Origin of the sequence: Alteripontixanthobacter muriae (assembly GCF_013336795.1) — a bacterium.
GTDB classification, from domain to species: Bacteria; Pseudomonadota; Alphaproteobacteria; order Sphingomonadales; family Sphingomonadaceae; genus Pseudopontixanthobacter; species Pseudopontixanthobacter muriae.
Genome location: NZ_JAAFZT010000035.1, coordinates 315,894 through 340,309, shown reverse-complemented (window position 1 = coordinate 340,309; position 24,416 = coordinate 315,894). Strand labels below are relative to the sequence as shown.

The window sequence follows — 24,416 nt, the reverse complement described above, 5'->3', positions numbered from 1 at the left end:
TGAGGGCGGTAGGGTAAGCGCATGAAAATGAAGACAATCACCAACATGCTCGGTGCACTCGCACTGGGCACTGCCTCGCTGACCGGAATCTCAGCGACGCAGGCGCGGGAGCGCGTCGCGTCTGTCAATCTCGAAGCGATGTTCGATACCACTCTGGGCACCGAACAGCGCGCCCCGCGCGATTTCACCGCCGGGTATGATTCGCCATTCGAACGGCAAATCGCCGCGATTGCCGATGGGCAGGACGGCAGGATCGGTGTGGCGGCAGTGGATCTAGCGTCCGGCCAGCAGATTTCGATCCTTGGTGATCAGAGCTTCCCCATGGCCAGCACCAGCAAGATCGCGATCGCTGCAACCTTTATGGAAGGGGTGGAGCAAGGCCGCTGGTCACTGAACAGCCGCTTTCCGCTCATGATCCCGGTCCGCTCGCGTGCTTTTTCGAGCGATGTCGCCCCTGTGACCCGCGGTCAGAGCATGGCGGCCTCGGAACTCATCGAGATCATGATCACGCGTAGCAGCAATCCGGCAACCGATGCCCTGCTGGCAGCGGTCGGCGGCCCGGCAAAGGTGAATGACTGGGCACGCAGGGCCGGTCTCGACGGCTTCAACCTGACCCGCGACATCGCGACTCTCGTGCGAGACGATGGGGAGATCGATCCTGCCAAAGCCGTCGACATCCGCGACAGCGCCACTCCGGCGACGATGACGAAACTGCTGGCAGGCCTTTATCAGGGCCGCTGGCTGAACAATTCAAGCCGCCGGGTCATTCTCGGCGCAATGGAGCGGTGCCGCACAGGCAAGCGCCGTATCCCTGCTCTGCTGCCCGCTTCCGCGCAGGTGAAGCACAAGACAGGCTCGTTGAACAACACCTCCAGCGACATCGGCATCATTCATACCCCGGACGGGCGTGCAATCGCCCTCGCCATCTATGTCACGGGCCAGGGATCGCGGCCTGCGCGCGAAAGCAAGATCGCAGAGATCGCCCGGGCGCTTTACGACGGCTATGCCAAGTCGGACGGACGGAACTGGGTTACCGCAGCTTATTGATCGGCGGACCGGGCGGCCATTACGCCCGGCTTCCGGATTTCTGCTGAGCAAAGAAAAAGGGCGGTGCCATTGGCACCGCCCTTTCCAATTCGAAACGAGTTCGAACGATCAGTCCATCTGCGCTTCGGCAGTGGTTTCGTTCTGCAGGTCGCCTTCGACTTCAGCAGCGGCCGTGTCGGCTTCCATGGCGACGCCGTCAACAGCGGCTTCGGTTTCCATGGCAGCTTCGGTGCCGAGTGCTTCGGTTTCCGCACCGAGAGCTTCGACATTGGCTTCGGTATCGGCCATTGCGTTTTCGGTGGTCAGTTCAGCGGATTCTTCCGTGCCTTCCGAGCAAGCGGAGAGCGACAGAGCGGCACCGGCAGCAGCAGCGGCGAAAATGATCTTACGCATAGAATAAATCCTTGATTAGCAAGCGCTCCACCTGTGGGAGAGGCGCTGGCGAAACCCGAAAGCAGGCCTCGTGATGTTCAAATAATGGCGAGTTTGTGGCAGCGCAAGGGCAAATCGTCACATTGCGCCTCATTTTGCCTTTTTTTAGCATTTTTCAGGCCTCTTGGCTGAACATGGCCGTGGCAAATGCCGCTGGATTGCGCCCGGTCCCCTGCTAAAGCGAAGGCATGGCGGACAAGCAGCATCTCTATCTGGTCGACGGATCGGCCTATATTTTTCGCGCGTATCACCGGCTGCCGCCGCTGACCAATCCGGAAGGCACGCCGGTAGGCGCGGTGTATGGCTATACCACCATGCTGTGGAAGCTGGCCGAAGACCTCGACAAGGCATCGGGACCAACCCATCTGGCGGTCATACTCGACAAGGGCAGCACGTCGTTCCGCAACGACATCTATCCCGATTACAAGGCGCACCGGCCGCCGCCGCCGGAAGACCTCGTGCCGCAATTCCCGCTCATCCGCGATGCGACCCGCGCCTTCAGCCTCGCCTGTATCGAGGAAGACGGGCTCGAGGCCGACGACATTATAGCTTCCTATGCTCGTGCAGCGACGCGGCAGGGCTGGGATGTCACGATCGTTTCTTCTGACAAGGACCTGATGCAGCTCGTCGGCAAATGCGGGACCGGCGGCGGCTGTATCGACATGCTCGACACCATGAAGAACCAGCGCATCGGGCCGGAAGAAGTGGAGGAGAAATTCGGCGTCGCGCCCGAGCTGGTTGGCGACGTGCTCGCCCTTATGGGTGATTCGGTCGACAACATTCCCGGGATCTTCGGAGTCGGCCCGAAAACGGCGACCAAGCTGATTCAGGAACATGGAACCCTGACAGGTGCGCTCGATGCCGCACCGGACATGAAGGCTTCCAAGCTGAAGGAGCGCCTGCTGGAAGGGCGCGAAATGGCGGAACTCAGCCGGGTTCTCGTCACCCTGAAGGAAGATTGCGAACTGCCAGTTCCGCTGGAGAAATTTGCCCTGGATGGCGTTCCACACGAGCCGTTGGCGAAATTTCTCGAGGTGCATGGTTTCTTCAGCCTGCTGAAACGTCTGGATGCAGGGTCGGGCAGCCCAGGCAGGCGAACCGATCTGGACCCGGCGAAACGCAGCCCGAAGGGTAAGGACGTCCAGGAAGGCGCAAGTCAGCCTGCGCCCGAGATGCCGCCGGTCGACCGGTCGGCATACGTCTGCGTGCAGGACATGGAAACGCTGCAAGTCTGGATCGAGCGTGCCTTTGCTGCCCGGGAAGTGGCGATCGACACCGAGACCAGCGCGCTGGATGCGATGGAGGCGGAACTCACCGGAATCAGCATGGCGCTGGGTCCGAACGATGCCTGCTACATACCGCTCGGCCACGGCGGCACGGATCTGCTTTCCGACAGGCCGAAGCAGATCGACAAGGCCAAGGCACTTACTGCGCTGGAGCCGCTTCTGACCAGCGATGCCGTGCTGAAAATCGGTCAGAACATCAAATATGACATCAACATCCTTGCCCGGAACGGCATCGCCGTTGGCCCTCTCGAGGATACGATGATCACGAGCTTCGCTCTTGATGCCGGACGCTCGCTCGACGGGATCGGCGGCGGGCACGGCATGGACGAACTGGCGCAGCGCCACCTCGGTCACACCACACTCACCTTCAAGGATATCTGCGGCAGCGGCAAAAAGGCCATTCCCTTCGGCGAGGTGCCGCTCGACAAGGCCACCGAATATGCGGCGGAGGATGCCGACGTCACGCTGCGCCTGTATCGCACCCTCAAACCGCGCCTTGCAACCGAGCGCGGAACGCGCGTCTACGAGAGGATCGACCGCCCGCTGATTCCCGTCGTCGCTGCGATGGAGCGCGAAGGGATCAAGGTGGACCGCGCGCGTCTGGCCGGACTGTCTGACGAATTCGCAGCCGAACTGACGAAGCTGGAAACGCAGATCCACGAGATCGCGGGTCAGGAATTCACCATTGGCAGCCCCAAGCAGCTGGGTGACATCCTGTTCGACAAGATGGGCTACAAGGGCGGGCGGAAAGGCAAGAGCGGCCAGTATTCCACCGATCAGACGATGCTGGAGAAGCTCGCTGCACAAGGGGCCGAAATGCCGGGCAAGGTGCTCGAATGGCGGCAGCTGGCAAAACTGAAATCCACCTATACAGACGCTTTGCAGGCCGCCATCAACCCGCAGACCGGCCGGGTGCATACCTGCTATTCGCTAGTCGGCGCGCAGACGGGACGGCTGTCGTCGACTGACCCCAATCTGCAGAACATCCCCATCCGCACCGAGATCGGGCGGCAGATCCGCGAAGCCTTTGTTGCGGAACCCGGCCATGTGCTGCTGGCGGCGGACTATTCACAAATCGAGCTGCGACTCGCGGCGCATATGGCCGATGTTCCCGCTCTCAAAGAAGCGTTCGAGCAAGGACAGGACATCCACGCAAGGACGGCGGAGGAGATGTTTGGCGAAGTCACGCGGGACACCCGTGCGCAGGCCAAGACCATCAATTTCGCCATCCTCTACGGCATATCGCGCTGGGGCCTCGCAGGCCGGCTTGAAGTCGAGCCGGATGAGGCACAGGCGATGATCGACCGCTATTTCGAACGGTTCCCGGGCATCCAGCGCTACATCGTCCGCACCCTGGAGCAGGTGCGCGAGAACGGCTATTCCGAAACGCTGTTCGGCAGGAAAACCTGGTTTCCGCGGATCTCGTCCAAGAACCCGAACGAGCGTGCCGGATCCGAGCGGGCTGCGGTGAACGCCCCCATTCAGGGCACCAGCGCCGATATCATCAAGCGCGCGATGGTTCGCATGATGCCAGCGTTGCGCGATGCCGGACTGGCGCGGGAAGATGGCGGCATCAGGATGTTGCTGCAGGTGCATGACGAACTGGTGTTCGAAGTTCCGGAAGCGGATGCCGACGCGGCGCGGCCGATCATCGAACGGGTAATGGCCGAAGCCGCCCTGCCCGCGATCAAGCTGGACGTGCCGCTGGGCATCGACATCGGGACCGGGCCGAGTTGGGGAGCAGCGCACTGAACCCTGATCGGGTCGAAGCCGGCGCCCCTGGCAGCGATACGATTGCCGCACGTCCTACAGGGGCAGGACGGCTACCGAGCCGAACACGCATCGTGAACCTTGTGCTTTTCGCCATTGTCGCGGCTTCCCTGCTTGTCAGCCTCTATTTCGTATTTCAGACGATCGAGGCCGAGCGCCGGGAACGCGAGCAGGTCCGTGATACGGCGGGAGTGCTGACCGAACTCAATATTCTCAACCGCGCCGTCCTGAATGCCGAAACCGGTCAGCGCGGCTACATGATCACGCTCGATCAGCGCTATCTCGCACCGTACTTCGCCGGGCGGGATAGATACCGACCCTCGCTGGAACGCTTGCGGACAAGGATCAGCGCGGATGCAACCCCGCGGCAGATGGCGCTGATGGACGAGATCGAAAACCTCTCGGAAGCCAGATTTGCCGAGATGCAGGACGTAGTCGAACTGCTGGACGGGCGCGAATCGACGGAGGCGCGGCGGCGCGTTCTGACGGATGAAGGGCAGGAGGCCATGAACCGCCTTCGCCGCTCGTTCCGCGAAATCGAAGACATCGAGAACTATCTGCTTGCGGAAGCCATCAGTGAAACTGCCCGGTTCGAGGGGCGGGTGTTACAAATGCTGGCCGGGTTGCTGGTCGTCATGATCGTGGCGATCATATTCGGTTACATCCTCATCACCCGCAATATCCGCGCCGAATCGGAGGCTGCACAAGCGGCAGCGCTGGGAGAGGCTCGGGACCAGGCGGATCTCCTCGCAAAAGAACTGAACCACAGGGTCAAGAACCTGTTCGCCGTAATTCTCGCCATCGTGCAGATGAGCGGACGCGACCGGCCCGAGGCGAAGGAAGTGGTCGATCGCATCGGCGAACGGATCCGCGCCTTGTTGAAAGCGCATGAAGTCACGCAGGGAACGCTGGAAAGACCGGTGGCATCGCTGGAAGCGCTGATCGAGACCACGCTCGCACCCTACCGATCGACAAGGCAGCCAGCCCGCCTCGAGGGCCCGCAGATTACCCTGGCAGCCCAGCAGGTGACGCCGCTGGGCCTCGTGCTGCATGAATTGACCACCAATGCGGTCAAATATGGCTGCTGGGCAAGCGGCGGCCATCTGGATGTCGTGTGGTCGATCTCGGGACAGGACGTCATCGTGGAGTGGCGCGAAAACTGCGCCGGTGAAGATGAGGAACCGGCTCGGCAGGGTTTTGGCAGCATGCTGATGACCAGCGCCGCGCGGCAGCTTCGCGGTACGATCGATCGTCAGTTCACGAAAGAAGGCGCCCGGGTCGAGATCATATTTCCGCTGGCCGATTGATGCAGCTACAGGATGGGCGGAGCCGCGACCCCGCCCGTCTGTTTCACTGCGAACTCAACCGCCGTGTTTGCGCTCGCGGGTCGGTTCGACCATGCCTTCATGCAGAAAGCCGATGGGCATCGCTTCGGCAGCGCGCTTTTTCAGTTCCCCGCGCATCTTCTTGTATTCCTGCTCCATCCTCTCGGTAACGGTCGCGCGTGAATCTCCGAGCGCTTCGGTGAAGTCAGCACCGGTCACCTGCTGCACTTCGTTTCCTGCGCGGCGCAGGGCGTTGAGGCCGGCGCGGCGGACGACGTCCTCGAGATCGGCACCGGTGAAACGCTCGGTTTCGCCTGCAATGCGGGACAGGTCGACATCATCGGCCAGCGGCATGTTGCCGGCATGGATGTTCAGGATACGCTCCCTTCCGCCACGATCAGGCGTGCCGACATAGATCAACTCGTCGAACCGGCCGGGACGAAGCAGCGCCGGATCGACGAGAGTCGGTCGATTGGTAGCACCGATGACGATCACCGACTGAAGTTCTTCAAGCCCGTCCATTTCGGCGAGAATGGTGTTCACCACCCGGCCCGTCACCTGCGAATCGCCTGCGCCAGACCCGCGCGCCGGCACGAGGCTGTCGATCTCGTCGATGAAGACGACGCAGGGGCTTACCGACCGGGCGCGGGCGAACATCCGGGCGATCTGCTGCTCGCTTTCGCCATACCATTTCGACAGCAGGTCGCTGCTCTTCATCGAGATGAAATTGGCCTCGGCCTCCTTTGCCACGGCCTTTGCCAGTAGCGTCTTGCCGGTTCCGGGGGGCCCATAAAGGAGGAACCCCTTGGCCGGGCGGATGCCCAGCCGCTCGAAAGCATCGGGATGCTTCAGAGGAAGTTCGATGCCCTCCTTCAGCTTTTCCGTCGCTTCGGAAAGGCCGCCGACATCGTCCCAGCCGACATTGGGCACCTGAACCATGACTTCGCGCATGGCGGATGGCTGCACCCGCTTCAACGCGCTGAGGAAATCCTCCCGCGTAACCTGCAGGTCCTCCAGAACCTCGGGCGGGATGGTCCGTTCGTCCAGATCGAGCCGGGGCATGATGCGGCGAACCGCGTCGATCGCTGCCTCTCGCGCCAGTGCCGCAAGGTCGGCTCCGACGAACCCATGCGTGGTGCGCGACAATTCTTTCAGATCGACCTTGTCGCCCAGCGGCATGCCGCGCGTGTGGATCGCCAGGATCTCACGCCTGCCGGTCTCGTCCGGCACGCCGATCACGATTTCGCGGTCGAAACGGCCCGGGCGGCGCAGAGCTTCGTCTATGGCGTCCGGCCGATTCGTAGCGGCAATGACCACGAGATTGGAGCGTGCCTCCAGCCCGTCCATCAGGGTGAGCAACTGCGCGACGAGGCGCTTCTCGGCCTCACCCGGGACCTGATTGCGCTTGGGCGCGATGGAATCGATCTCATCGATGAAGACGATTGCGGGCGAGGACTTCGTCGCTTCCTCGAACACCTCACGCAGGCGCTTTTCGCTTTCGCCATAGCCCGAACCCATGATTTCAGGGCCGTTGATGATGAAGAACGCGGCGTCGCTTTCATTGGCAACAGCCTGCGCCAGCCGCGTCTTGCCGGTTCCCGGCGGGCCGTGCAGCAACACGCCCTTCGGCGGATCGACACCGAGGCGGGTGAACAATTCAGGATAACGCAGCGGCAGTTCGACCATCTCGCGCAATTGCTGGATCGTGTCGGACATTCCGCCGACATCGTCGTAATTGACGATGGCGCGGCCGCCCTGCGGTTCCTCGAACTCGGCGCGCAGTTCCACCTCGGTATTCTCGTCGATGTGGACGATGCCCTTGGGACTGGTCGAGACGACCGTGAGGCGTATCTGGGTCAGCGAATAAGCGGGCGTGTTGAACATCCGGCGCACTTCGGGCGGCATGTTCTGCACCGGCTGCTGACCCGTCGTGGCGACAAGGTCGCCCGCGACCAGCGGCTTGCGGAAGAAATTGCGTTTGAGCGCCTGGGTCGGCCCCTGCAGGCGCATCTCGCGCTGTGCGGGCGCGAAGACGACACGCGTTGCAGGGCGCGATTCCGCGACTGCAACATGGACATGTTCGCCCGATCCGGTTTCCGCATTGCCGCGCTGCAAGCCGTCGAGGCGGATCACGTCGAGCGCCTGATCCTCGTCATAGGCGGGCATCGCGATGGCAGCGGTTGTCCGCTTGCCGGTAATTTCGACCACGTCGCCTTCGGTGATGCCCAGCGACTGGAACGCCGACCTCGGCATGCGGGCGATCCCCTGACCGCTTTCCTCCTGCCGCGCCGCTGCCACCTGCAGCCTCGCCGTATTCCTGTCTATCGCCGTGTCCGCATCAGCCATCCGCATGCTCTCTTTCGTCTGAAATATCCGATTGCACAGCCTAGCTAGGAAGCGCGGTGTATAGTTGCAAATGGTCGAAAGCTGGGGGAGTGCCCGGCAAAGCGATGACAGGCGCTGCGCCAGCGAGCGGATCATGCGCGGTACGCGATGGAAACCGGCCGTTCCTGCGGCTGTCCGACTCCCGACGACACGCGGATGGCTAGCGAAAAAAAGCCCGGCAGGTTGAACCGGCCGGGCCTTGTAAGTCTTGGGAGAGGATGCCTGAAAAGGCCCGTCCTATATGCGCCCACCCTCACTATCTCGCAAGTGCGAAATACTCATTGCAGGTTGCAAAACATGCAAGTCCTTAAATAGTTTAGGATAGACAGACGGTTATTGAGCGTCCGTGGTTTGTTCGCCGAACTTATAACCGGAACCATGATGCGGTGCAGCATTGAAGCGGGTCGGCACACAAGATGCGAAGCTGCGGCGCAAACGGGTGAGGGTGACAGCGGCGCCCTCACAGCTTAGAGGATGCGGCGAATTTCTATCGGAGACTTCGATGAACAAGCTCTATCCCGATGCCGCCGCCGCGCTCGACGGCCTGCTCACCGATGGCATGCTGATCGCCTCTGGCGGCTTCGGCCTCTGCGGCATTCCCGAGCGTTTGCTGGACGCGATCCGCGACAGCGGCGTGAAAAATCTGACATTCGCCAGCAACAATGCCGGGATCGACAATGAAGGTATCGGCAAGCTGCTGCGGACTAGGCAGGTTGGCAAGATGATCTCATCCTATGTCGGTGAGAACAAGGAATTCGAACGCCAGTATCTGGCTGGGGAACTCGAGGTCGAATTCTGCCCGCAGGGCACGCTTGCGGAACGGATGCGGGCCGGCGGCGCGGGCATTCCGGGCTTCTATACCAAGACAGGCGTCGGAACGAGCGTTGCGGACGGCAAGGAGGTGAAAAATTTCGGCGGAGAGGATTACCTGCTGGAACATGGCATCTTCGCCGATCTGGCCATCGTGAAGGCATGGAAGGCGGATGGAAGCGGCAATCTGGTGTTCCGCAAGACCGCGCGCAACTTCAACATGCCCGCCGCGACCTGCGGCAAGGTATGCGTGGTGGAAGTCGAGGAGGTGGTCGCGAACGGCGATCTGGACCCCGATTGCATCCACCTGCCTGGCGTCTACGTGCAGCGCATGATTGTCGGCGCGCCGTACGACAAGCAGATCGAGTTTGTCACGACTCGGCCAAGGGAAGCGGCATGACACGCGCGACGGGCTTCGCTGCAGCGCTCGCCCTGGTTGCGGGCGGCATGGCCGGGCAAACTGCTGCTCTCGCTCAAGAGGCAGCTCCTGTTGTGACCGATGAGGCGCTGGATGCAGTTACCCTGCCCGAGGAACAACTCAAGGGCATGCTGCTGATGGTCGCCTTGCGGACCAATACGGTCGGGCAGTCTTTGGTCGCGAGCGGTGTTGCCGCCCATTGCGAGCGTTTTGTCCCGATCTTCGAGGCCACGGTCACCAACAATCTGCCGGAATGGTCCGCAAAATTGCGAGCGGCACATCGGGACAATGTGCCTGTCGATGTGTTGGTTCAGGCGACAAGCCAGGATTTGCAGGCCGCTGCCTTGACTCTGGCGCCATATGCCGAGATCGTCGGCGGGCAAATGCAGGCTGAAGCCGCCCCCTTGCTGGAATCTACCGGCGTAGATCTTCTCGCAAAATTGTCGGAGGCGACGCCGGACATGGATCTGGAGCAGATCGGTCAGGCTGCAAGACAGGCCGAAATCATGAAGGCTGCACAAGACGGCAGCATTTTCTGCGGCCTCATGCCTGCTCCGGCAGGTTCAACGCAGAACTGAGCTGATGATCGACTGACCCGCGATGCGCGCCGGCCGCCCGTTACACCTCGCCTTGCTCGTTGCCGCGACCACATGCCTGAGCGGCTGTGTCGCGGCGCTTGTCCCTCTCGCTGCGGGTGGTGCCCTCGCAAGCTCAGCAAGGATCGCAGGCGGCGGCAGTGAGGAGTCTGCCCCGGCGCAGGAACCTCGGACGCAGCGGGCTCTGGAGGCGGTCAGGCAAGGATCGGGTATCGATGAAGCAACCGGCGGTACCACGATTGAGGTCTTGCCAATCGACGTTCTGCCCGCACCATCGCCGGACGTTTCCGCCCCGGAGTTTGGCGGCTTTCATGATTTTCATCGCGCTGCTTCGGCCTTTGCGAAGGGTCAGGACGGCCCGAATCGCAAGTCGGCGCTGTTGGCTGAGGCGGGCGGTATGTCGGCAGATACCAAACTGTGTTCCGATCATCCTCCGGCCGTTCTGATCGATCTGGACCCGGACGGCGGGGTTCTGGACACAGGCGTTGCTCCTGCCGCCGCTGCCGGGCTAGCGCAAGCTCTGGCTTCCTTGCGAGCACAAGGCATGGATGTATTCTGGATCTCCGAGCAAGGCGCAGGCGCGGCCGGCGACATTCGCCGTGTCTTGCGCGAAAGCGGTCTGGACCCGCAAAGGCGCGATCCGATCCTGCTCATGCGCTATCCCGACGTTCGCAAGCAGACCCGCCGGCAGGATCTGGCCGCTACTCACTGTCTTGTGGCAATTGCTGGCGACAGCCGCCGCGATTTCGACGAGATGTTCGACTATCTGCGAGACCCGAACACTCCCACCGCTGCCGACCCCTTGCTGGGAACGCGCTGGTTTCTTACTCCCCCTCCGCTCGACTGAAGGACAATCGCATGCCGTGGACAAGAGACGAAATGGCCGCCCGCGCCGCACAGGAACTGGAAGACGGTTTCTATGTCAATCTGGGTATCGGCATACCGACGCTGGTGGCGAACCATATTCCCGATGGCATGCAGGTGACATTGCAGAGCGAGAACGGCATGCTCGGCATTGGTCCGTTTCCCTATGAGGGCGAAGAAGACGCAGACCTGATCAATGCTGGCAAGCAGACGATCAGCGAATTGCCCCATTCCGCCTATTTCGACAGCGCCACCAGCTTCGGCATGATCCGCGGCGGGCATATCGACCTGACGGTCCTGGGCGCGATGGAAGTGGCCGAGAATGGCGACATCGCCAATTGGATGATCCCGGGCAAGATGATCAAGGGCATGGGTGGCGCGATGGATCTCGTCGCCGGCGTGAAGAAGATCATCGTGGTGATGGACCATGCCGCCAAGGACGGAAGTGCGAAGTTCATTCCGTCCTGCACGTTGCCGCTGACGGGAACCGGTGTCGTGGACATGGTCATCACCAATCTCGGCGTGTTCCGCCGGCCGGACCACGACAGCCCGTTCGCTCTTGTCGAACTTGCACCCGGCGTCACTGCCGACGAGGTCGCCGCACAGACGACTGCCCATTACGTTGCCGAAGTCTGAAGACCCTTCAGCCTGGCGAATGAGTAGAAAGGCCCGCCATCAGAGCGGGCCTTTCGCTTTCGCAGGGATAGTTCTAGCCGTTTACGGCTGCTTTCAGATCATCCACCAGATCGGTCCGCTCCCAGGGGAATGCGTCGCCTTCGGCCGCACGACCGAAGTGCCCATAGGCGGCGCTCTGCCGGTAGATCGGCTTGTTGAGGCCAAGGTGCATCCGGATGCCACGCGGGGTCATTCCGCCGAGCTTGGACAAGGACCGGATCGCCTCCTCCAGCTTTTCGTCTGCCACAGAACCGGTGCCATGCGTGTCGACATATAGCGAGAGGGGCTCGCTGACGCCAATCGCATAGGCGAGCTGTATCGTGCAACGCGTCGCCAGCCCTGCCGCGACGATGTTCTTCGCGAGATAGCGCGTGATGTAGGCGGCGGAACGGTCAACCTTCGTCGGGTCCTTCCCCGAAAACGCGCCGCCGCCGTGCGGGGCTGCGCCGCCATAGGTGTCGACGATGATCTTGCGCCCCGTCAGACCGGCGTCGCCATCGGGCCCGCCGATCTCGAACGCGCCGGTTGGATTGATGTGGTAGACGGTATGGTCCGACAGCAGGCCCTTCGGAAGAATGTCGGCGACGACACTCTTCACGTAGTTCTTCAGTTCGGCTTCTTTTTCACCCTCGTGATAGCCCTTGCCGTGCTGGGTGGATACCACGACCGCAGTGCAGGCGACGGGCTTCCCATCCTTGAAGCGCAAGGTCACCTGACTCTTGCTGTCGGGCTCGAGGAAAGGAGCCGCCCCCGATTTCCGGTCCTGCGCCATCCGGTGCAGGATCTTGTGGCTGTAATCCAGGGTTGCCGGCATCAGGTCGGGCGTTTCGTTACAGGCGAAACCGAACATGATGCCCTGGTCGCCGGCACCTTCATCCTTGTTGCCACTGGCATCGACGCCCTGCGCGATCTCGCTCGATTGGCCGTGCAGATGATTTTCGAAAGTCAGCGTCTGCCAGTGGAAGCCATTCTGTTCATAGCCGATGTCACGAACGACCTGCCGAACCAGTTTCTCCATCTCCTCACCCGCGCCCGGTGCCCAGTAATCGTTATCTGCCCAGTCTGATCGGCTTTCGTCATACATCGGCATGCAGCGGATTTCCCCCGCCAGAACGATTCTGTCGGTCGTCGTCAGTGTCTCGCACGCCACACGCGACTCCGGGTCCTTCGACAGCATCAAATCGACGATTGCATCGGAAATCTGGTCCGAAACCTTGTCAGGATGGCCTTCGGATACGCTTTCGGAGGTGAAGAGATAGTTGGATCGCATGCAATGAATTCCTCAGGGGGAATGAACGGAGCCCGGACAGGCGATATCTGGCGCGAATTCCTAGACAGGCCACTTGCGATGCGCAAGCACGGCCGAACCGATGAACGACAGCGCCCAGATGAATGCCAACCAGTTTTGCAACCGCGCAAACAGCGTCGGCGAATGTGCGGGCGGTATGGTGCCATCGATCCGCGCTGCCACACCCTGCCCGATATGCTGACGCACCACGCCGCGAGCATCGATGACGGCGCTGATGCCGGTGGTGGTGGCACGCAGTACTGGGAGGCCTTCCTCTATCGCGCGAATACGCGCCTGCGCCAGATGCTGGGGAGGCCCCCAGGTGCCGAACCAGCCGTCATTGGAAGGATTGAAGATGTAGTCTGGCCGATTGTCGGGATCGACGGTCTGCCCCGAAAAGATTATCTCGTAACAGATCTGTACGCCTGCTTCGCCCCATGCGCCAAGATCGACGGTTTGCGGGCCGGGGCCGGGCAAGAAGTCGAGCGACCCTGCCACCAGCCGCGATGCGCCAAGGGGTTCGAGCAACCAGCGTAGTGCAAGATATTCGCCATAGGGCACCAGATGCGCCTTGCTGTAGCTGCCCACGATCTCGCCATCATCACCAAGAGCGGTCACCTTATTGTAGGCGGCGACCGCTCGTCCGGATTCTATTTCAAGATCAACGGCACCGGTCAGCAATACCCCTTCCGGCCCCATGACTTGCGCAATTCGGCGGCGGGCGAAATCGGGATCACCACCTGCCGTCGTCTGGTCGTAATAACGTTGCGGATAACCCGGGCGAAGATAATCCGGCACACCTGATTCGGGCCAAAGCACGACGCGGCGCCCGTCGCGGAACCTTGGCGCGGTCAAATTGGCCAGCGTGGCGAATTGCGCCTCATACTTTGTGGGATCGTTGATCTCGCTCTGTTTCAGGTTCGGTTGCACGAGAGTGAAGGGCATTTGCCCTTCGACGCCCTTCCCGGACGGCCAGAACATACCCGCCACGATCACAAGAGCGACGGCAGCGAAAGGCAACCACCGCTTCTGCGCCGCAAGTGCCCCGAGCATGCCGCCTGCAAGCACGACCAGGCCTGAGAGCGCATAGGTGCCCATCCACGGGAGGACAGCGGCGATGCCCGGCCTGTCCCAGCCACCCAGAAAGATCAGGCCCAGCGGATCCCACGCATATCCTGTGAAAACGTGTCCGCGCAGCCATTCGCTGACGATCCAGCAACCGGCGAGCATCGCGGCGAATGGCTCCCGGCGCATGGAACCGCCCAGCCACTGCGCCACCATTGCGGCCAATGCGGGATAAACGGCAAGGTAAAGCGCCAGCAGCGGGACCGCCAGCCAGCCCAGAACCGGCGGCATCTCAGCCTGGAAAGTGAACGCGGTCGCGATCCAGTTGTTGGCCAGCGTGAAATGGAACACGCCGAAAACCCATCCCCGAAAAAAGGCAGCTTTCGGTGTTGGAGCAGAGCGTACGACAAATGCGAACGCGCCTGTCGCCAGCAGAGTGGCTGGCCAGATATGCAGCGGCGGAAAGCCCAATGATGCGACCAGCCCAAGCAGGGCTGAAGCGATCAGCGGATGCTTTTGCAGGGCGTCGGCAATAGCCGGTCCCTGCGTGGCCAATATGCCTTTCATGGCCGCAGGCGTTCCCGCCATGGATCCGGTCCTGTCTTCGCGAACCTGTGTCAGCCTGCTTCGCGCATCGCTTCGCCTTCGTCGACGACCTTGCGGCGGCGGCGCGGTGCCGGCTTGTCGCTTTCGGCAGAAGCATCGCCGGCCGAACCGATGGACGGCGGCAATGCGGCGGAATCGATTGCCGCACCGCCCTCCTCATCGGCCTTCTTCCGCGGCCGGCGTGTCGCGGCACGCGGGCGCCGGGCAGGCGCTTCGGCGCCGGCATTTTCCGCATCATCGGACGCTTCTGCATCGCGCCGAGCAGTGCGGCGGCGTGGCCGACGATCATCGCCATCGTCGCTGGAATTGTCCTGCGCATTTCCGTTGCCGCTGTTGTCGTCAGCGTCGTCATCATCACGATCGTTGCGGGTCCGACGCGAGGGGCGGCGCGTATCCCGATCGGAATCGTCACTATCGCGGCGATTGCGGGAGCGGATTTCGCGGTCGTCCCGTTCGTTGCCATCCTGCTCGTCATCGTCATTACGATTGTCGCCGCGATTGTCGTTCCTGTTGTCGGAACGGCTATCGCTGCGGTTGTCGTTACGACCATCGCCGCGATTTTCATCGCTGTCGCCGCGCTTTCCGCGCGCTTCGTCCTGACGGGCCTTGTTGTCCGCGATCACCCGGAAATAGTGGTCTGCGAACTGCAGGTAATATTCGGTCTGAACCCGGTCGCCATTATGCTGGGCGTCCTGCGCAAGCTTCTTGTACTTGTCGAGCATCTGCGGTGCATTGCCACGGGCGCGATTGTCGATCCGGTTCGCCTGGCTGCCACTGGCCCCGCCTTGCGGGCGATTGGTATTCCGGCCGCGCCGGCGATTGTTGTTGCGATTATTGTTCAAAGGAGGTTTTCCCTCGTTCCCAGCCATCGAGATACAATATCATCGGGCTGCATGACCTATCGCCACGAGTGCTGATTTGCAGTTTCGCGGGTGCTCCGTCTGCTTCCCGGCTGGCCCCCAAGCCGTCCACTTCACAGATGTAGGAGCTGGATCAGGGATCGGCTGATGCCCGAAACACTGACCCTGCCCATTGAAGTAGCGAGGACGGTGCCGTTTGCCAAGCCCTATCCCGCAGGAATGTTCAGCACGCGTCACCTAGCCGCAACACCAGCGCCCGCGGCCGTCCGCCAAGATCGTTATGCGTGACAGCGGTAAAGCCTGCAGCTTGCGCGAGTGCGCTCACCGCCTCCGCCTGAGTGGCCCCGATTTCGAGCACGCAGGCCCCGCCCGGGTTCATCAGTTCCGTCATTTGCGGGATCAGCAATGCGTAATCGTCCAGCCCCTCTGGCCCTGAGAACAGGGCGCCAACAGGCTCGTGAAGAGCCACGTCGGGCATGAGGTCGGCACCATCTTCCACATATGGCGGGTTGGCGATGACCAGATCGAAACGTCCCAGATCGGTCGCCCAGCCGGATTCCGCCCAACTGCGCCGTTGCAGTCGCGCCCGTTCCATCAAGCCCAGTCGCGACCGGTTGTGAGAGGCGACCTGCAGGGCCGCAGCGGAGATATCCACGCCCGTTCCAATGCTGCCCGGCCGTTCGCACAACAGGGTCAGCAGCAAGGCGCCCGATCCGGTTCCGCAGTCTAGGATGGCCGCTTCCGGGGGCAATACCTCCAGCGCCGCTTCCACTACGCTTTCGCTATCGCAGCGCGGGATAAGCACGTCAGGCGTAACCACGAAGGATCTTCCGTAGAATTCCTGCGATCCGATGATGTAGGCGACCGGTTCATGCGTTAAACGACGGTCAATGGAAGCGGCGAAGACAGGCGGAACAGGCATCGCCATGCCGTGCAGCAACATGCGTGACCGTGACATGCCGAGTGCGTGCGCCATCAGCAATTCGGCATCGAGACGCGCCGTATCTGATGTCGCCACCAGCATCGCGGCGGCCTGACGCAGGGCCAATCCGACAGTTATCGCACCTTCCGGCTCCGCGCCGCCCGTCATGCGTTCAGGCTGGCGAGCCGCTTCGCCTCATCCTCGGCGGTGAGTGCATCGACCAGTTCCGCGAGGCCATTGCCTTCGAGTATCTCCGGCAGTTTGTGCAAGGTGAGGCCGATGCGGTGATCGGTTACCCGCCCCTGTGGGAAATTATAGGTCCGGATGCGCTCGCTGCGGTCGCCCGATCCGACCATCGCGCGGCGTGCCTCGGCCTCGGCTCCATGCGCCTCGGCGCGTTTCAGATCGTAGAGCCGCGTCCGCAGCACCTGCATAGCCTTGGCCCGATTCTTGTGCTGGCTGCGTTCGTCCTGCTGGATGACAACTAGGCCGGTCGGCAGGTGGGTCAGGCGCACGGCGGAATCGGTGGTGTTCACATGCTGACCGCCGGCCCCGCTCGCCCGGTAGATGTCGATCTTGAGGTCCTTGTCCTCGATCGTGACGTCCACCTCATCCGCTTCGGGCAGAACCGCGACGGTCGCGGCAGAGGTGTGGATACGCCCACCGCTTTCCGTCACCGGCACGCGCTGGACCCGGTGAACGCCGCTTTCGAATTTCAGCTTGGCGAAGACATTGTTGCCGCGAATGTTGGCGACCACTTCCTTGAAGCCACCGACATCGCTGGCGTTCATGCTGACGGTTTCGACCCGCCAGCCCTGCTCGTTCGCGAATTTCTCATACATCCGGAACAGATCGGCCGCGAAGAGGGCCGCTTCGTCCCCGCCCGTACCGGCGCGAATTTCAAGCATCGCGGGCCGTGCATCGGCCGAATCGCGGGGCAGCATGGCCAGCGCCATCTGCCGCTCCGCCTTGGGCAAGGCGCGGCGCAGGCGGGTCAGTTCCTCCTCTGCCAGAGACTTCATTTCGGGATCGGTGTCGCCTAGCGCTACAAGCTCTTCCATTTCGGCGCGCATCGCCATGACTTCGCGCGCTACCTGGGCCACCGGCTCCAGTTCGGCATAGTTGCGGCTGGCAGCGGAGAACTCCTCTCCTTCCAGCGTACCGCTAGCCATGCGCGCTTCCAGGGCGGCAAAGCGGTCCGTTATCTGGCGCAGCCTCTCGGCGGGAATGGTCATGCGTCGCCCGTGCCGGACCTGGTGGCGAGAAGATCGCCCAGAGCGGTTTCCAGTCGCGCTGTTCCAGCGGGATCAGCCTTGATCCGGTAATCCGGGGCACCATCGCGCGAGGACAGGGCGAGAATGGAATGCGCGCCCGATTTTACCGCTTTGTCGAAGCGCTTGCGGGGACTGCCGCTGGCCATGAGATCGGCAGAAAGGCCGGCACCCCGGATCTTGCGCAGGGCCGCGAAGGCGGGAGCCATCATCGCATCGTCTTCGACCACGACGATGCAATCCGCCGAATCCTCAGCTTTCATCTCCACCAGCATGGCCAGACGCTCGATACCTGCAGCCCAGCCGACCGCCGGAGTGGGGGCGCCGCCAAGGCTCTCCATCAGGCCATCGTAACGACCGCCGCCGAGAACCGTCCCCTGAGCGCCCAGCCGATCGGTGACGAATTCGAACGCGGTGTGGCGGTAGTAATCGAGACCGCGAACCAGGGCCTGGTTGCGCGTCCAGCTCACACCGGCAGCATCAAGGCCCGAAGTCACTTCGGCAAAGAAGTCCTGCGCTTCGGCAGAAAGGAACGCGTCGATCTTCGGTGCATCGCCGACAAAGGCCTGGTCACGCGGATCCTTGCTGTCGAGAATGCGCAACGGGTTCCGCTCCAGCCGCTCCTGGCTATCCTCGCTCAGTTCCAAGCGATGAGCGCCGAAATGTTCGATGAGTGCGACGCGCCAGGCCTCGCGGCTTGTGCCGTCACCCAGCGTGTTGAGCTGCAGGGTAACACCGTCCGCTACGCCCAGTTCTTTCAGCAAGTGATCCGCCATGGTCAGCAGTTCGACATCCGCCTGCGGCTCGGCCGATCCGATCCATTCGGCATCGATCTGGTGGAACTGGCGATAGCGGCCCTTCTGCGGACGTTCGTAGCGGAACAGCGGCCCGTGCGTCGCCAGTTTAAGCGGCACATGCTGCTGCCAGCCGTCCGTCAGGAAAGCGCGGGCGATGCCGGCGGTGAATTCCGGACGCAGCGTCAGGGATTCGCCGCCGCGATCCTCGAAGGAATACATCTCCTTCGACACCACGTCCGTCGTTTCGCCCAGCGAACGGCTGAAGACCTCGGTCTTTTCGAAAACCGGCATCTCCGCCCGGCGGAAGCGGTAGAGTTTGCGGATGCGCTCGAACGTCGCGACGACATGGGCGAAAGCCTCTGCCTCTGCGCCGAAGATGTCCTGCGTGCCGCGTATCGCCTGGGGTGTCTTGCTCATGGGCTTGCGCTTAAATGGCAATTGGCGGCCTATCAACAATCTTGGCGGCGATCCGATGCCGGGCGATGTTGCAGGGCAGGCAAAATCCTGTTGGCGAAGGGAAAACCGCTCGCTAAGGCCCCGGCGCATGCAGATAGAGAAAATTCCCACGGGCGATAATGTCCCCGACAGCCTGAACGTCATCATCGAAGTCCCGACGGGCGGCGAACCGGTGAAGTATGAATTCGACAAGGATTCGGGGGCGCTATTCGTCGACCGCATCCTGCATACGCCGATGCGCTATCCCGCAAACTACGGCTTCATCCCGCATACGCTTTCACCCGATGGCGACCCGCTGGACGCGCTGGTCATCGCGCGCAGCCCCTTTATCCCGGGCTGCGTGGTGCGGGCCCGCCCTATCGGCGTGCTGAAGCTGGAAGACGAGCATGGCGGCGATGAAAAGCTCATCTGCGTGCCGGTCGACACGACTTTCCCCTATTATACCGATGTGGGCGAACGGCAGGATCTGCCTTCGATCATCTTCGAACAGATCGAGCACTTCTTCACTCACTACAAGGATCTGGAGAAGGAAAAGTGGGTGCGCGTCGGCGAATGGGGCGATGCGGCGGAAGCCAAGCGGATCGTGATAGAGTCCATCGACCGGGCGAAGAACGCCAAGGACTGATCATGACAAAGGATGGGAGCGGAGCCGACGGCACGCTCCCGCGTCTCCCTTGACATTAGGTTCGCCCCGGCCAGCTATTCCACAGGCTGGCTGGAATCGAGCAGGTCCTTCTCGCCAGGATCCGCTGCCCGCTCGGCCTCTACCATGCGGGCAACCTCGTCATCGGGACGGACATCGGCGTGGTCGTGAACATTGATGTCCGCCACCGACGAACCAACTGCGGCTGGCGCTTTTTGCTTCGGCGCCTCGCCGATTGTGCCCGATTGATTGGCCAACTCTCCCGCATCCTGAGCTGAACCGAGCGACAGCGGTGCGCCGCGCGGGTCGAAGCGCAGACGGTAGATCGGTTCGGGCAAGGCGAAGCCGGCCTTCTCCAGCGCGGCTTTGACCACGGCGATAGAGCGGCTGCGCGCCTTGAACCAGTCTGCCTCGCGCTGGTCGATCCAGCCGAAGAACCGCAAGACGATATTCGAATCGCCGACCTCTACCGTCCGAGCCTCAGGCGCGGGATCGTCGAGGATGTAAGGCAGCTGCGCCAGCATCTCGCGCCCAAGTCTGCGGGCTGTTTCCGGATCGTCATCCGCATCGATGCCGAGATCGAAGTCGAATCGCCTCTGCGGGTTGCGGGTGAAATTGAGAAGCACGGCATTGAAAACGGTCGCATTCGGGATGCGCAGGTGATTACCGTCCAACGTCATCAGGATGGTGGCACGGCTGGTCAGGCGGATCACGCGGCCCTCGTGCTCGTCGATCATAACATGATCGTTGGCGCGGAAGGGCTGCCGCAGACTCAGCATGAGCGATGCGACATAATTCTCGATTGTGTCGCGCATGGCGAAACCCAGCGCGATCCCGACCACGCCTGCGCCGCCGAGCACGGCACCGAGCAGCGCCCCTGCCCCGATAATGTCGAGGCCGACCACCATCCCGCCGACAACGAAAATGAAGCGGATCGCGCTGGCAATCAATTCGGCCAGGAAGCCGTTCGGAGCCACGCGGCGCCAGAGCGAGGTAAAGGAAGAAAGCAGATAGCCAATTCCGCCGATCAGGATGGCAACTCCCACAGCCAGCAGGAACAGCGGAATCATCTGCGTAAAACCGGCAATCCGTTCCGTCAGATCGCCAAGCGAGGTCAGGCTTTGGTCCACGGAGAGGTCGCGAGTAAGGCCGTTGTCGACCGTCACGACTCCCGAGATGCGCGACACGATCGCTTCGGCGCGGGCGATGTCTTCCTCGTTCGGAACGGTGCCGCTGAGGATGACGACGCCTTCGTTCACCGTGACGCCGACCTTGGCGAAGGCGGGCAGTTCGCCGAAGATCCCTTCGATCCGACGTGCAATCCGGCTGTCGGCCCCGGCATCGGCCTGGTCGTCGATGGTGGGTTCTGCCGTGGCCTCGGCCGCCGGTTCGGCATCAGGCGCAGCGGGCACGAACGCGGCGGCAGGCACTGCCGCGAACAGGCATGGCCCGGCGCAAACGAGCAGGAGAGCAGCCAGAAACGAGCGGTAGCCGGTCAGGATCATACACCCCTGTCCTGCGCCGATCGCCGCAGGTCAAGCCGCGTAACGATTGGGCGGTAGAATGCAGCCTGCGGCGGCCGCCGTTGCAGGAAAGCTGGCGGCCTTATCGCACGGGGGGTTTCACGCCGCCGCCGCGATGCTACATGAAGAAGGCAATGACGATCGATAAGGAAGACGAATTCGCAGGCGGTAGCCCCGTACTGGTGGATGATCCGGCACTGCCCGGCGCGCCCGGCGGTGCCCTCGGCCTGGACAAGGCCGACCTGCAGGACCATGAGGCGCTGGAACATGCCGCCGCCCCGCCGCTGCTGAACGGCGGGCTCGAGGTGGTCTCGATAGCGAAAAGCTATGACAAGCGAGCGATCCTGACCGACATATCGCTAAGCGTGGCGAAGGGCGAAGTGCTGGGCCTCCTGGGCCCGAACGGCGCGGGCAAGACGACCTGTTTCTATTCCATCATGGGCCTCGTCCGGCCTGACTCCGGTCGCATCCTGATGGATGGAGAGGATGTCACCAAGCTGCCGATGTATCGCCGCGCCATTCTCGGCCTTGGTTACCTGCCGCAGGAAACCAGCATCTTCCGCGGCATGACGGTGGAGCAGAACATCGACTGCGTGCTCGAGATGGTCGAACCCGACCGCGCCACACGGGCAGCCGAACTCGAACGCCTGCTCGATGAATTCGGCCTCACGCGCCTTCGCACCAGCCCGGCCATGGCGCTTTCGGGCGGCGAGCGGCGACGTTGCGAGATCGCGCGGGCGCTGGCGGCGAAACCGTCGATCATGCTGCTGGACGAACCTTTCGCCGGCATCGACCCTCTCTCCATCAGCGACATTCGCGATCTCGTTAAGGATCTGAAGCAGCGCGGCATCGGCGTGCTGATCACGGATCATAACGTGCGAGAAACTCTGGAAATCGTCGACCGGGCCTGCATCATCTATGGCGGGCAGGTGTTGTTTGCCGGGACGCCGGAAGACCTGGTCGCGGACGAGAATGTGCGCCGACTCTACCTGGGTGAAGGCTTCACATTGTGACCTGCGTGTCCCGCCCGTGCCGGCTTCGGGGTTGAGGCATGTCACTCGGCCCTCGCCTGGATCTGCGGCAGTCGCAATCGCTGGTGATGACGCCGCAATTGCAGCAGGCGATCAAGCTGCTGGCCCTGTCCAATCTCGAGATCGAAACCTTCATCGGCGAGGCGCTGGAGAATAATCCCTTGCTGGAAGCGGGAGAAGTCAGCCGCGAGGATGGGAATGGCTTGGGTGACGATGGCGCAGGAAGCGGCTCTGACGGAGAACCTGCGGAGGGCAGCGCGGACAGCCTTGCAGCCGGGGGCGATAGCGCGCTGGATATCGACCCCGTAACGCTGGATGGCGACCGCGAAACAGGCGATGGGCAGTGGGGCTCGGCCATTTCCACAGCCGGTATGGGGGCCGAAGGCCCGGACATTGACGAACGGGGCGCGGATGGCCCGACGCTGGCGCAGCATCTCGACAATCAGATCGGTGCCGCCGCCTCCAGTGACCGGCAGGCATTCATCGCCCGCACACTGATTGGCCTTCTGGACGAAGCCGGTTATCTCGTTTCGACCCTGCACGATGTCGCTAGTGATCTGCAAGTTCCGCTCGCCGAAGTGGAAGCGGCTCTTGCGGTGATCCACACGCTTGATCCGACCGGTGTCGGGGCGCGCAGCCTTTCCGAATGCCTAGCGCTGCAGGCGCGCGACGTGGACCGGTACGACCCCTGCATGGCAAGTTTGATCGACAATCTGGATCTGGTGGCGAAAGGCGATTTCCGCCGCCTCAAGCGCATTTGCAATGTCGATGACGAGGATTTTGCCGAGATGCTGGCAGAGCTCCGGGGCTACGACCCCAAGCCGGGCCTCGCATTCGGTGGATCGGCCAGCGCCGCCGTCGTGCCCGATGTGCTGCTGTCGCCGGCGGATAATGGCTGGGACATCGCCATCAACCAGGCAAGTCTTCCGCGTCTCGTGGTCAACCGGCCCTATTACCTTTCGCTACGCGGCGGATGCAGCGGCGCCGAAGCAAAAGCCTGGCTGCGGGAGAAGCTGACTGATGCCAACTGGCTGATCAAGGCTCTCGACCAGCGGCAGAAGACCATCCTGAAAGTCACGGCGGAGATCGTGAAGCAGCAGGAAGGTTTCTTCCGCCGCGGCATTTCCGAACTGAAGCCGCTGACGTTGCGAATCGTCGCCGATGCGATCGAGATGCACGAAAGCACGGTCAGCCGGGTGACCAGCAACAAATATCTTCATTGCCCGCGCGGCACCTTCGAACTCAAATATTTCTTCACAAGCGGGGTAAGCAGTGCCGATGGCGACGGGGCGAGCAGCGCCGCCGTCAAGGCCGCCATTCGCACCCTCACCGACGCCGAAGATCCAAAAAACGTGCTGTCCGACGACCGGCTGGTCGAATTGCTGAAGGAACAGGGCTACGACCTCGCCCGCCGCACAGTTGCCAAATATCGTGAGGCGGCCGGCATCGGCAGCAGCGTTCAGCGGCGCCGACAGAAGAAACTGCGAGGATTGTAGCTTGACAGCGATCCGCCGACCCTCAGCATTTACGCAAGATTAACCTTTAACGTTCACTCCTTGTGTGGTTAACTCTGGTCAACACCTCTTTACAGAGGGTTACCGAGGGGTTTCGGGCTAACAGGGGGGGAATTGATCCCATGCGCGTTCTGCTGATCGAAGACGAGCCGACGACGGCGAAAGCCATCGAATTGATGCTGACGACTGAGGGCTTCAACGTATATTCGACCGATCTGGGCGAGGAAGGTCTCGATCTGGGCAAGCTGTATGATTACGACATCATCCTGCTCGATCTCAACCTGCCCGACATGCATGGTTACGACGTGCTGAAGAAGCTGCGCGTCGCCAAGGTGCAGACGCCGGTGCTGATCCTGTCCGGCATTGCCGAGATGGACAGCAAGATTCGCAGCTTCGGCTTCGGTGCCGATGATTACGTGACCAAGCCGTTCCACCGTGAAGAACTTGTGGCGCGTATTCACGCCGTCGTTCGCCGGTCGAAGGGTCACAGCCAGTCGGTCATCCGCACCGGCAAGCTGGCGGTCAATCTCGACGCCAAGACGGTCGAGGTCGATGGTGCCCGCGTGCATCTGACCGGCAAGGAATATGCGATGCTGGAGCTGCTTTCGCTTCGCAAAGGCACGACGCTGACAAAGGAAATGTTCCTGAACCATCTCTACGGCGGTATGGACGAGCCTGAACTGAAGATCATCGACGTGTTCATCTGCAAGCTGCGCAAGAAACTTTCGCATGCCTGCGGCGGTGAAAATTACATCGAGACGGTCTGGGGTCGCGGTTACGTCCTGCGCGATGACGAGGATGCTGCTGCCGAAGCGGCCTGAGTGCCGCACGT

Annotated in this window: 20 protein-coding genes; 11 read left to right on the top strand and 9 right to left on the bottom strand. The window is 62.1% G+C overall.

Features of this window, described 5'->3' with window-relative positions:
- The first annotated feature begins 21 nt into the window (after positions 1 to 21).
- On the top strand, positions 22 to 1,047 hold the full coding sequence (locus tag G7A66_RS11625; protein ID WP_174295808.1) for a serine hydrolase: 1,026 nt from the start codon (positions 22 to 24) through the stop codon (positions 1,045 to 1,047).
- Positions 1,048 to 1,155: 108 nt separating this feature from the next.
- Here the strand turns inward: G7A66_RS11625 and G7A66_RS11620 are convergent, their stop codons facing one another.
- The gene (locus G7A66_RS11620) at positions 1,156 to 1,440 is read right to left on the bottom strand and encodes a hypothetical protein (protein ID WP_174295807.1); all 285 of its coding nucleotides are present in this window, start codon (positions 1,438 to 1,440) and stop codon (positions 1,156 to 1,158) included.
- Between the two features lie 227 nt (positions 1,441 to 1,667).
- Here G7A66_RS11620 and polA point away from each other — a divergent pair, with 227 nt between their 5' ends.
- Complete coding sequence (gene polA / locus G7A66_RS11615; RefSeq protein ID WP_174295806.1) at positions 1,668 to 4,517, top strand: DNA polymerase I; 2,850 nt, start codon at positions 1,668 to 1,670, stop codon at positions 4,515 to 4,517.
- Positions 4,518 to 4,609: 92 nt separating this feature from the next.
- Positions 4,610 to 5,842 carry a sensor histidine kinase gene (locus G7A66_RS11610; RefSeq protein WP_174295805.1) on the top strand — a complete coding sequence of 411 codons (1,233 nt, stop codon included), beginning with the start codon at positions 4,610 to 4,612 and terminating at the stop codon, positions 5,840 to 5,842.
- Positions 5,843 to 5,896: 54 nt separating this feature from the next.
- On the opposite strand, the gene G7A66_RS11605 is transcribed toward G7A66_RS11610, so the two are convergent.
- Complete coding sequence (locus G7A66_RS11605) at positions 5,897 to 8,206, bottom strand: CDC48 family AAA ATPase (RefSeq protein WP_174295804.1); 2,310 nt, start codon at positions 8,204 to 8,206, stop codon at positions 5,897 to 5,899.
- A 541-nt stretch (positions 8,207 to 8,747) separates the two neighbouring features.
- On the opposite strand from G7A66_RS11605, the gene G7A66_RS11600 reads away from it, so the two are divergent.
- The 4 genes from G7A66_RS11600 to G7A66_RS11585 are packed head-to-tail and all read left to right on the top strand — an operon-like array spanning position 8,748 to position 11,569.
- Positions 8,748 to 9,455 carry a CoA transferase subunit A gene (locus tag G7A66_RS11600; protein ID WP_174295803.1) on the top strand — a complete coding sequence of 236 codons (708 nt, stop codon included), beginning with the start codon at positions 8,748 to 8,750 and terminating at the stop codon, positions 9,453 to 9,455.
- The gene (locus tag G7A66_RS11595) at positions 9,452 to 10,051 is read left to right on the top strand and encodes a hypothetical protein (protein ID WP_174295802.1); all 600 of its coding nucleotides are present in this window, start codon (positions 9,452 to 9,454) and stop codon (positions 10,049 to 10,051) included. Before G7A66_RS11600 ends, G7A66_RS11595 begins: the two co-directional genes overlap by 4 nt.
- 22 nt (positions 10,052 to 10,073) lie before the next feature.
- Positions 10,074 to 10,916, top strand: coding sequence for an HAD family hydrolase (locus tag G7A66_RS11590; protein WP_174295801.1), 843 nt, complete (start codon positions 10,074 to 10,076; stop codon positions 10,914 to 10,916).
- A gap of 11 nt (positions 10,917 to 10,927) precedes the next feature.
- On the top strand, positions 10,928 to 11,569 hold the full coding sequence (locus G7A66_RS11585; protein WP_174295800.1) for a 3-oxoacid CoA-transferase subunit B: 642 nt from the start codon (positions 10,928 to 10,930) through the stop codon (positions 11,567 to 11,569).
- 73 nt (positions 11,570 to 11,642) lie between these two features.
- On the opposite strand, the gene metK is transcribed toward G7A66_RS11585, so the two are convergent.
- From metK to hisS, 6 genes are all read right to left on the bottom strand, one after another.
- On the bottom strand, positions 11,643 to 12,878 hold the full coding sequence (metK, locus tag G7A66_RS11580) for a methionine adenosyltransferase (RefSeq protein ID WP_174295799.1): 1,236 nt from the start codon (positions 12,876 to 12,878) through the stop codon (positions 11,643 to 11,645).
- A 60-nt stretch (positions 12,879 to 12,938) separates the two neighbouring features.
- On the bottom strand, positions 12,939 to 14,549 hold the full coding sequence (gene lnt, locus G7A66_RS11575; RefSeq protein WP_332310547.1) for an apolipoprotein N-acyltransferase: 1,611 nt from the start codon (positions 14,547 to 14,549) through the stop codon (positions 12,939 to 12,941).
- A 29-nt stretch (positions 14,550 to 14,578) separates the two neighbouring features.
- Positions 14,579 to 15,409 carry a DUF4167 domain-containing protein gene (locus G7A66_RS11570; protein WP_232366828.1) on the bottom strand — a complete coding sequence of 277 codons (831 nt, stop codon included), beginning with the start codon at positions 15,407 to 15,409 and terminating at the stop codon, positions 14,579 to 14,581.
- A gap of 241 nt (positions 15,410 to 15,650) precedes the next feature.
- On the bottom strand, positions 15,651 to 16,517 hold the full coding sequence (gene prmC / locus G7A66_RS11565; RefSeq protein ID WP_174295797.1) for a peptide chain release factor N(5)-glutamine methyltransferase: 867 nt from the start codon (positions 16,515 to 16,517) through the stop codon (positions 15,651 to 15,653).
- On the bottom strand, positions 16,514 to 17,584 hold the full coding sequence (gene prfA, locus G7A66_RS11560) for a peptide chain release factor 1 (protein ID WP_174295796.1): 1,071 nt from the start codon (positions 17,582 to 17,584) through the stop codon (positions 16,514 to 16,516). Before prfA ends, prmC begins: the two co-directional genes overlap by 4 nt.
- Positions 17,581 to 18,834, bottom strand: a complete 1,254-nt coding sequence (gene hisS, locus G7A66_RS11555) for a histidine--tRNA ligase (protein WP_174295795.1) — start codon at positions 18,832 to 18,834, stop codon at positions 17,581 to 17,583. Before hisS ends, prfA begins: the two co-directional genes overlap by 4 nt.
- A 127-nt stretch (positions 18,835 to 18,961) precedes the next feature.
- Here hisS and ppa point away from each other — a divergent pair, with 127 nt between their 5' ends.
- A complete protein-coding gene (gene ppa / locus G7A66_RS11550) occupies positions 18,962 to 19,498 on the top strand; it encodes an inorganic diphosphatase (RefSeq protein ID WP_174295794.1) in 537 nt (178 codons plus the stop codon).
- Positions 19,499 to 19,572: 74 nt separating this feature from the next.
- Here ppa and G7A66_RS11545 read toward each other — a convergent pair whose 3' ends face one another.
- On the bottom strand, positions 19,573 to 21,021 hold the full coding sequence (locus G7A66_RS11545) for a mechanosensitive ion channel family protein (RefSeq protein WP_174295793.1): 1,449 nt from the start codon (positions 21,019 to 21,021) through the stop codon (positions 19,573 to 19,575).
- Between the two features lie 245 nt (positions 21,022 to 21,266).
- Here G7A66_RS11545 and lptB point away from each other — a divergent pair, with 245 nt between their 5' ends.
- The 3 genes from lptB to ctrA all read left to right on the top strand — a co-directional run bounded on the left by lptB (position 21,267) and on the right by ctrA (position 24,405).
- Positions 21,267 to 22,052 carry an LPS export ABC transporter ATP-binding protein gene (lptB, locus tag G7A66_RS11540; protein ID WP_174296029.1) on the top strand — a complete coding sequence of 262 codons (786 nt, stop codon included), beginning with the start codon at positions 21,267 to 21,269 and terminating at the stop codon, positions 22,050 to 22,052.
- Between the two features lie 38 nt (positions 22,053 to 22,090).
- A complete protein-coding gene (gene rpoN / locus G7A66_RS11535; protein WP_174295792.1) occupies positions 22,091 to 23,566 on the top strand; it encodes an RNA polymerase factor sigma-54 in 1,476 nt (491 codons plus the stop codon).
- Positions 23,567 to 23,706: 140 nt separating this feature from the next.
- On the top strand, positions 23,707 to 24,405 hold the full coding sequence (gene ctrA, locus G7A66_RS11530) for a response regulator transcription factor CtrA (RefSeq protein ID WP_174295791.1): 699 nt from the start codon (positions 23,707 to 23,709) through the stop codon (positions 24,403 to 24,405).
- Positions 24,406 to 24,416: the final 11 nt, after the last annotated feature.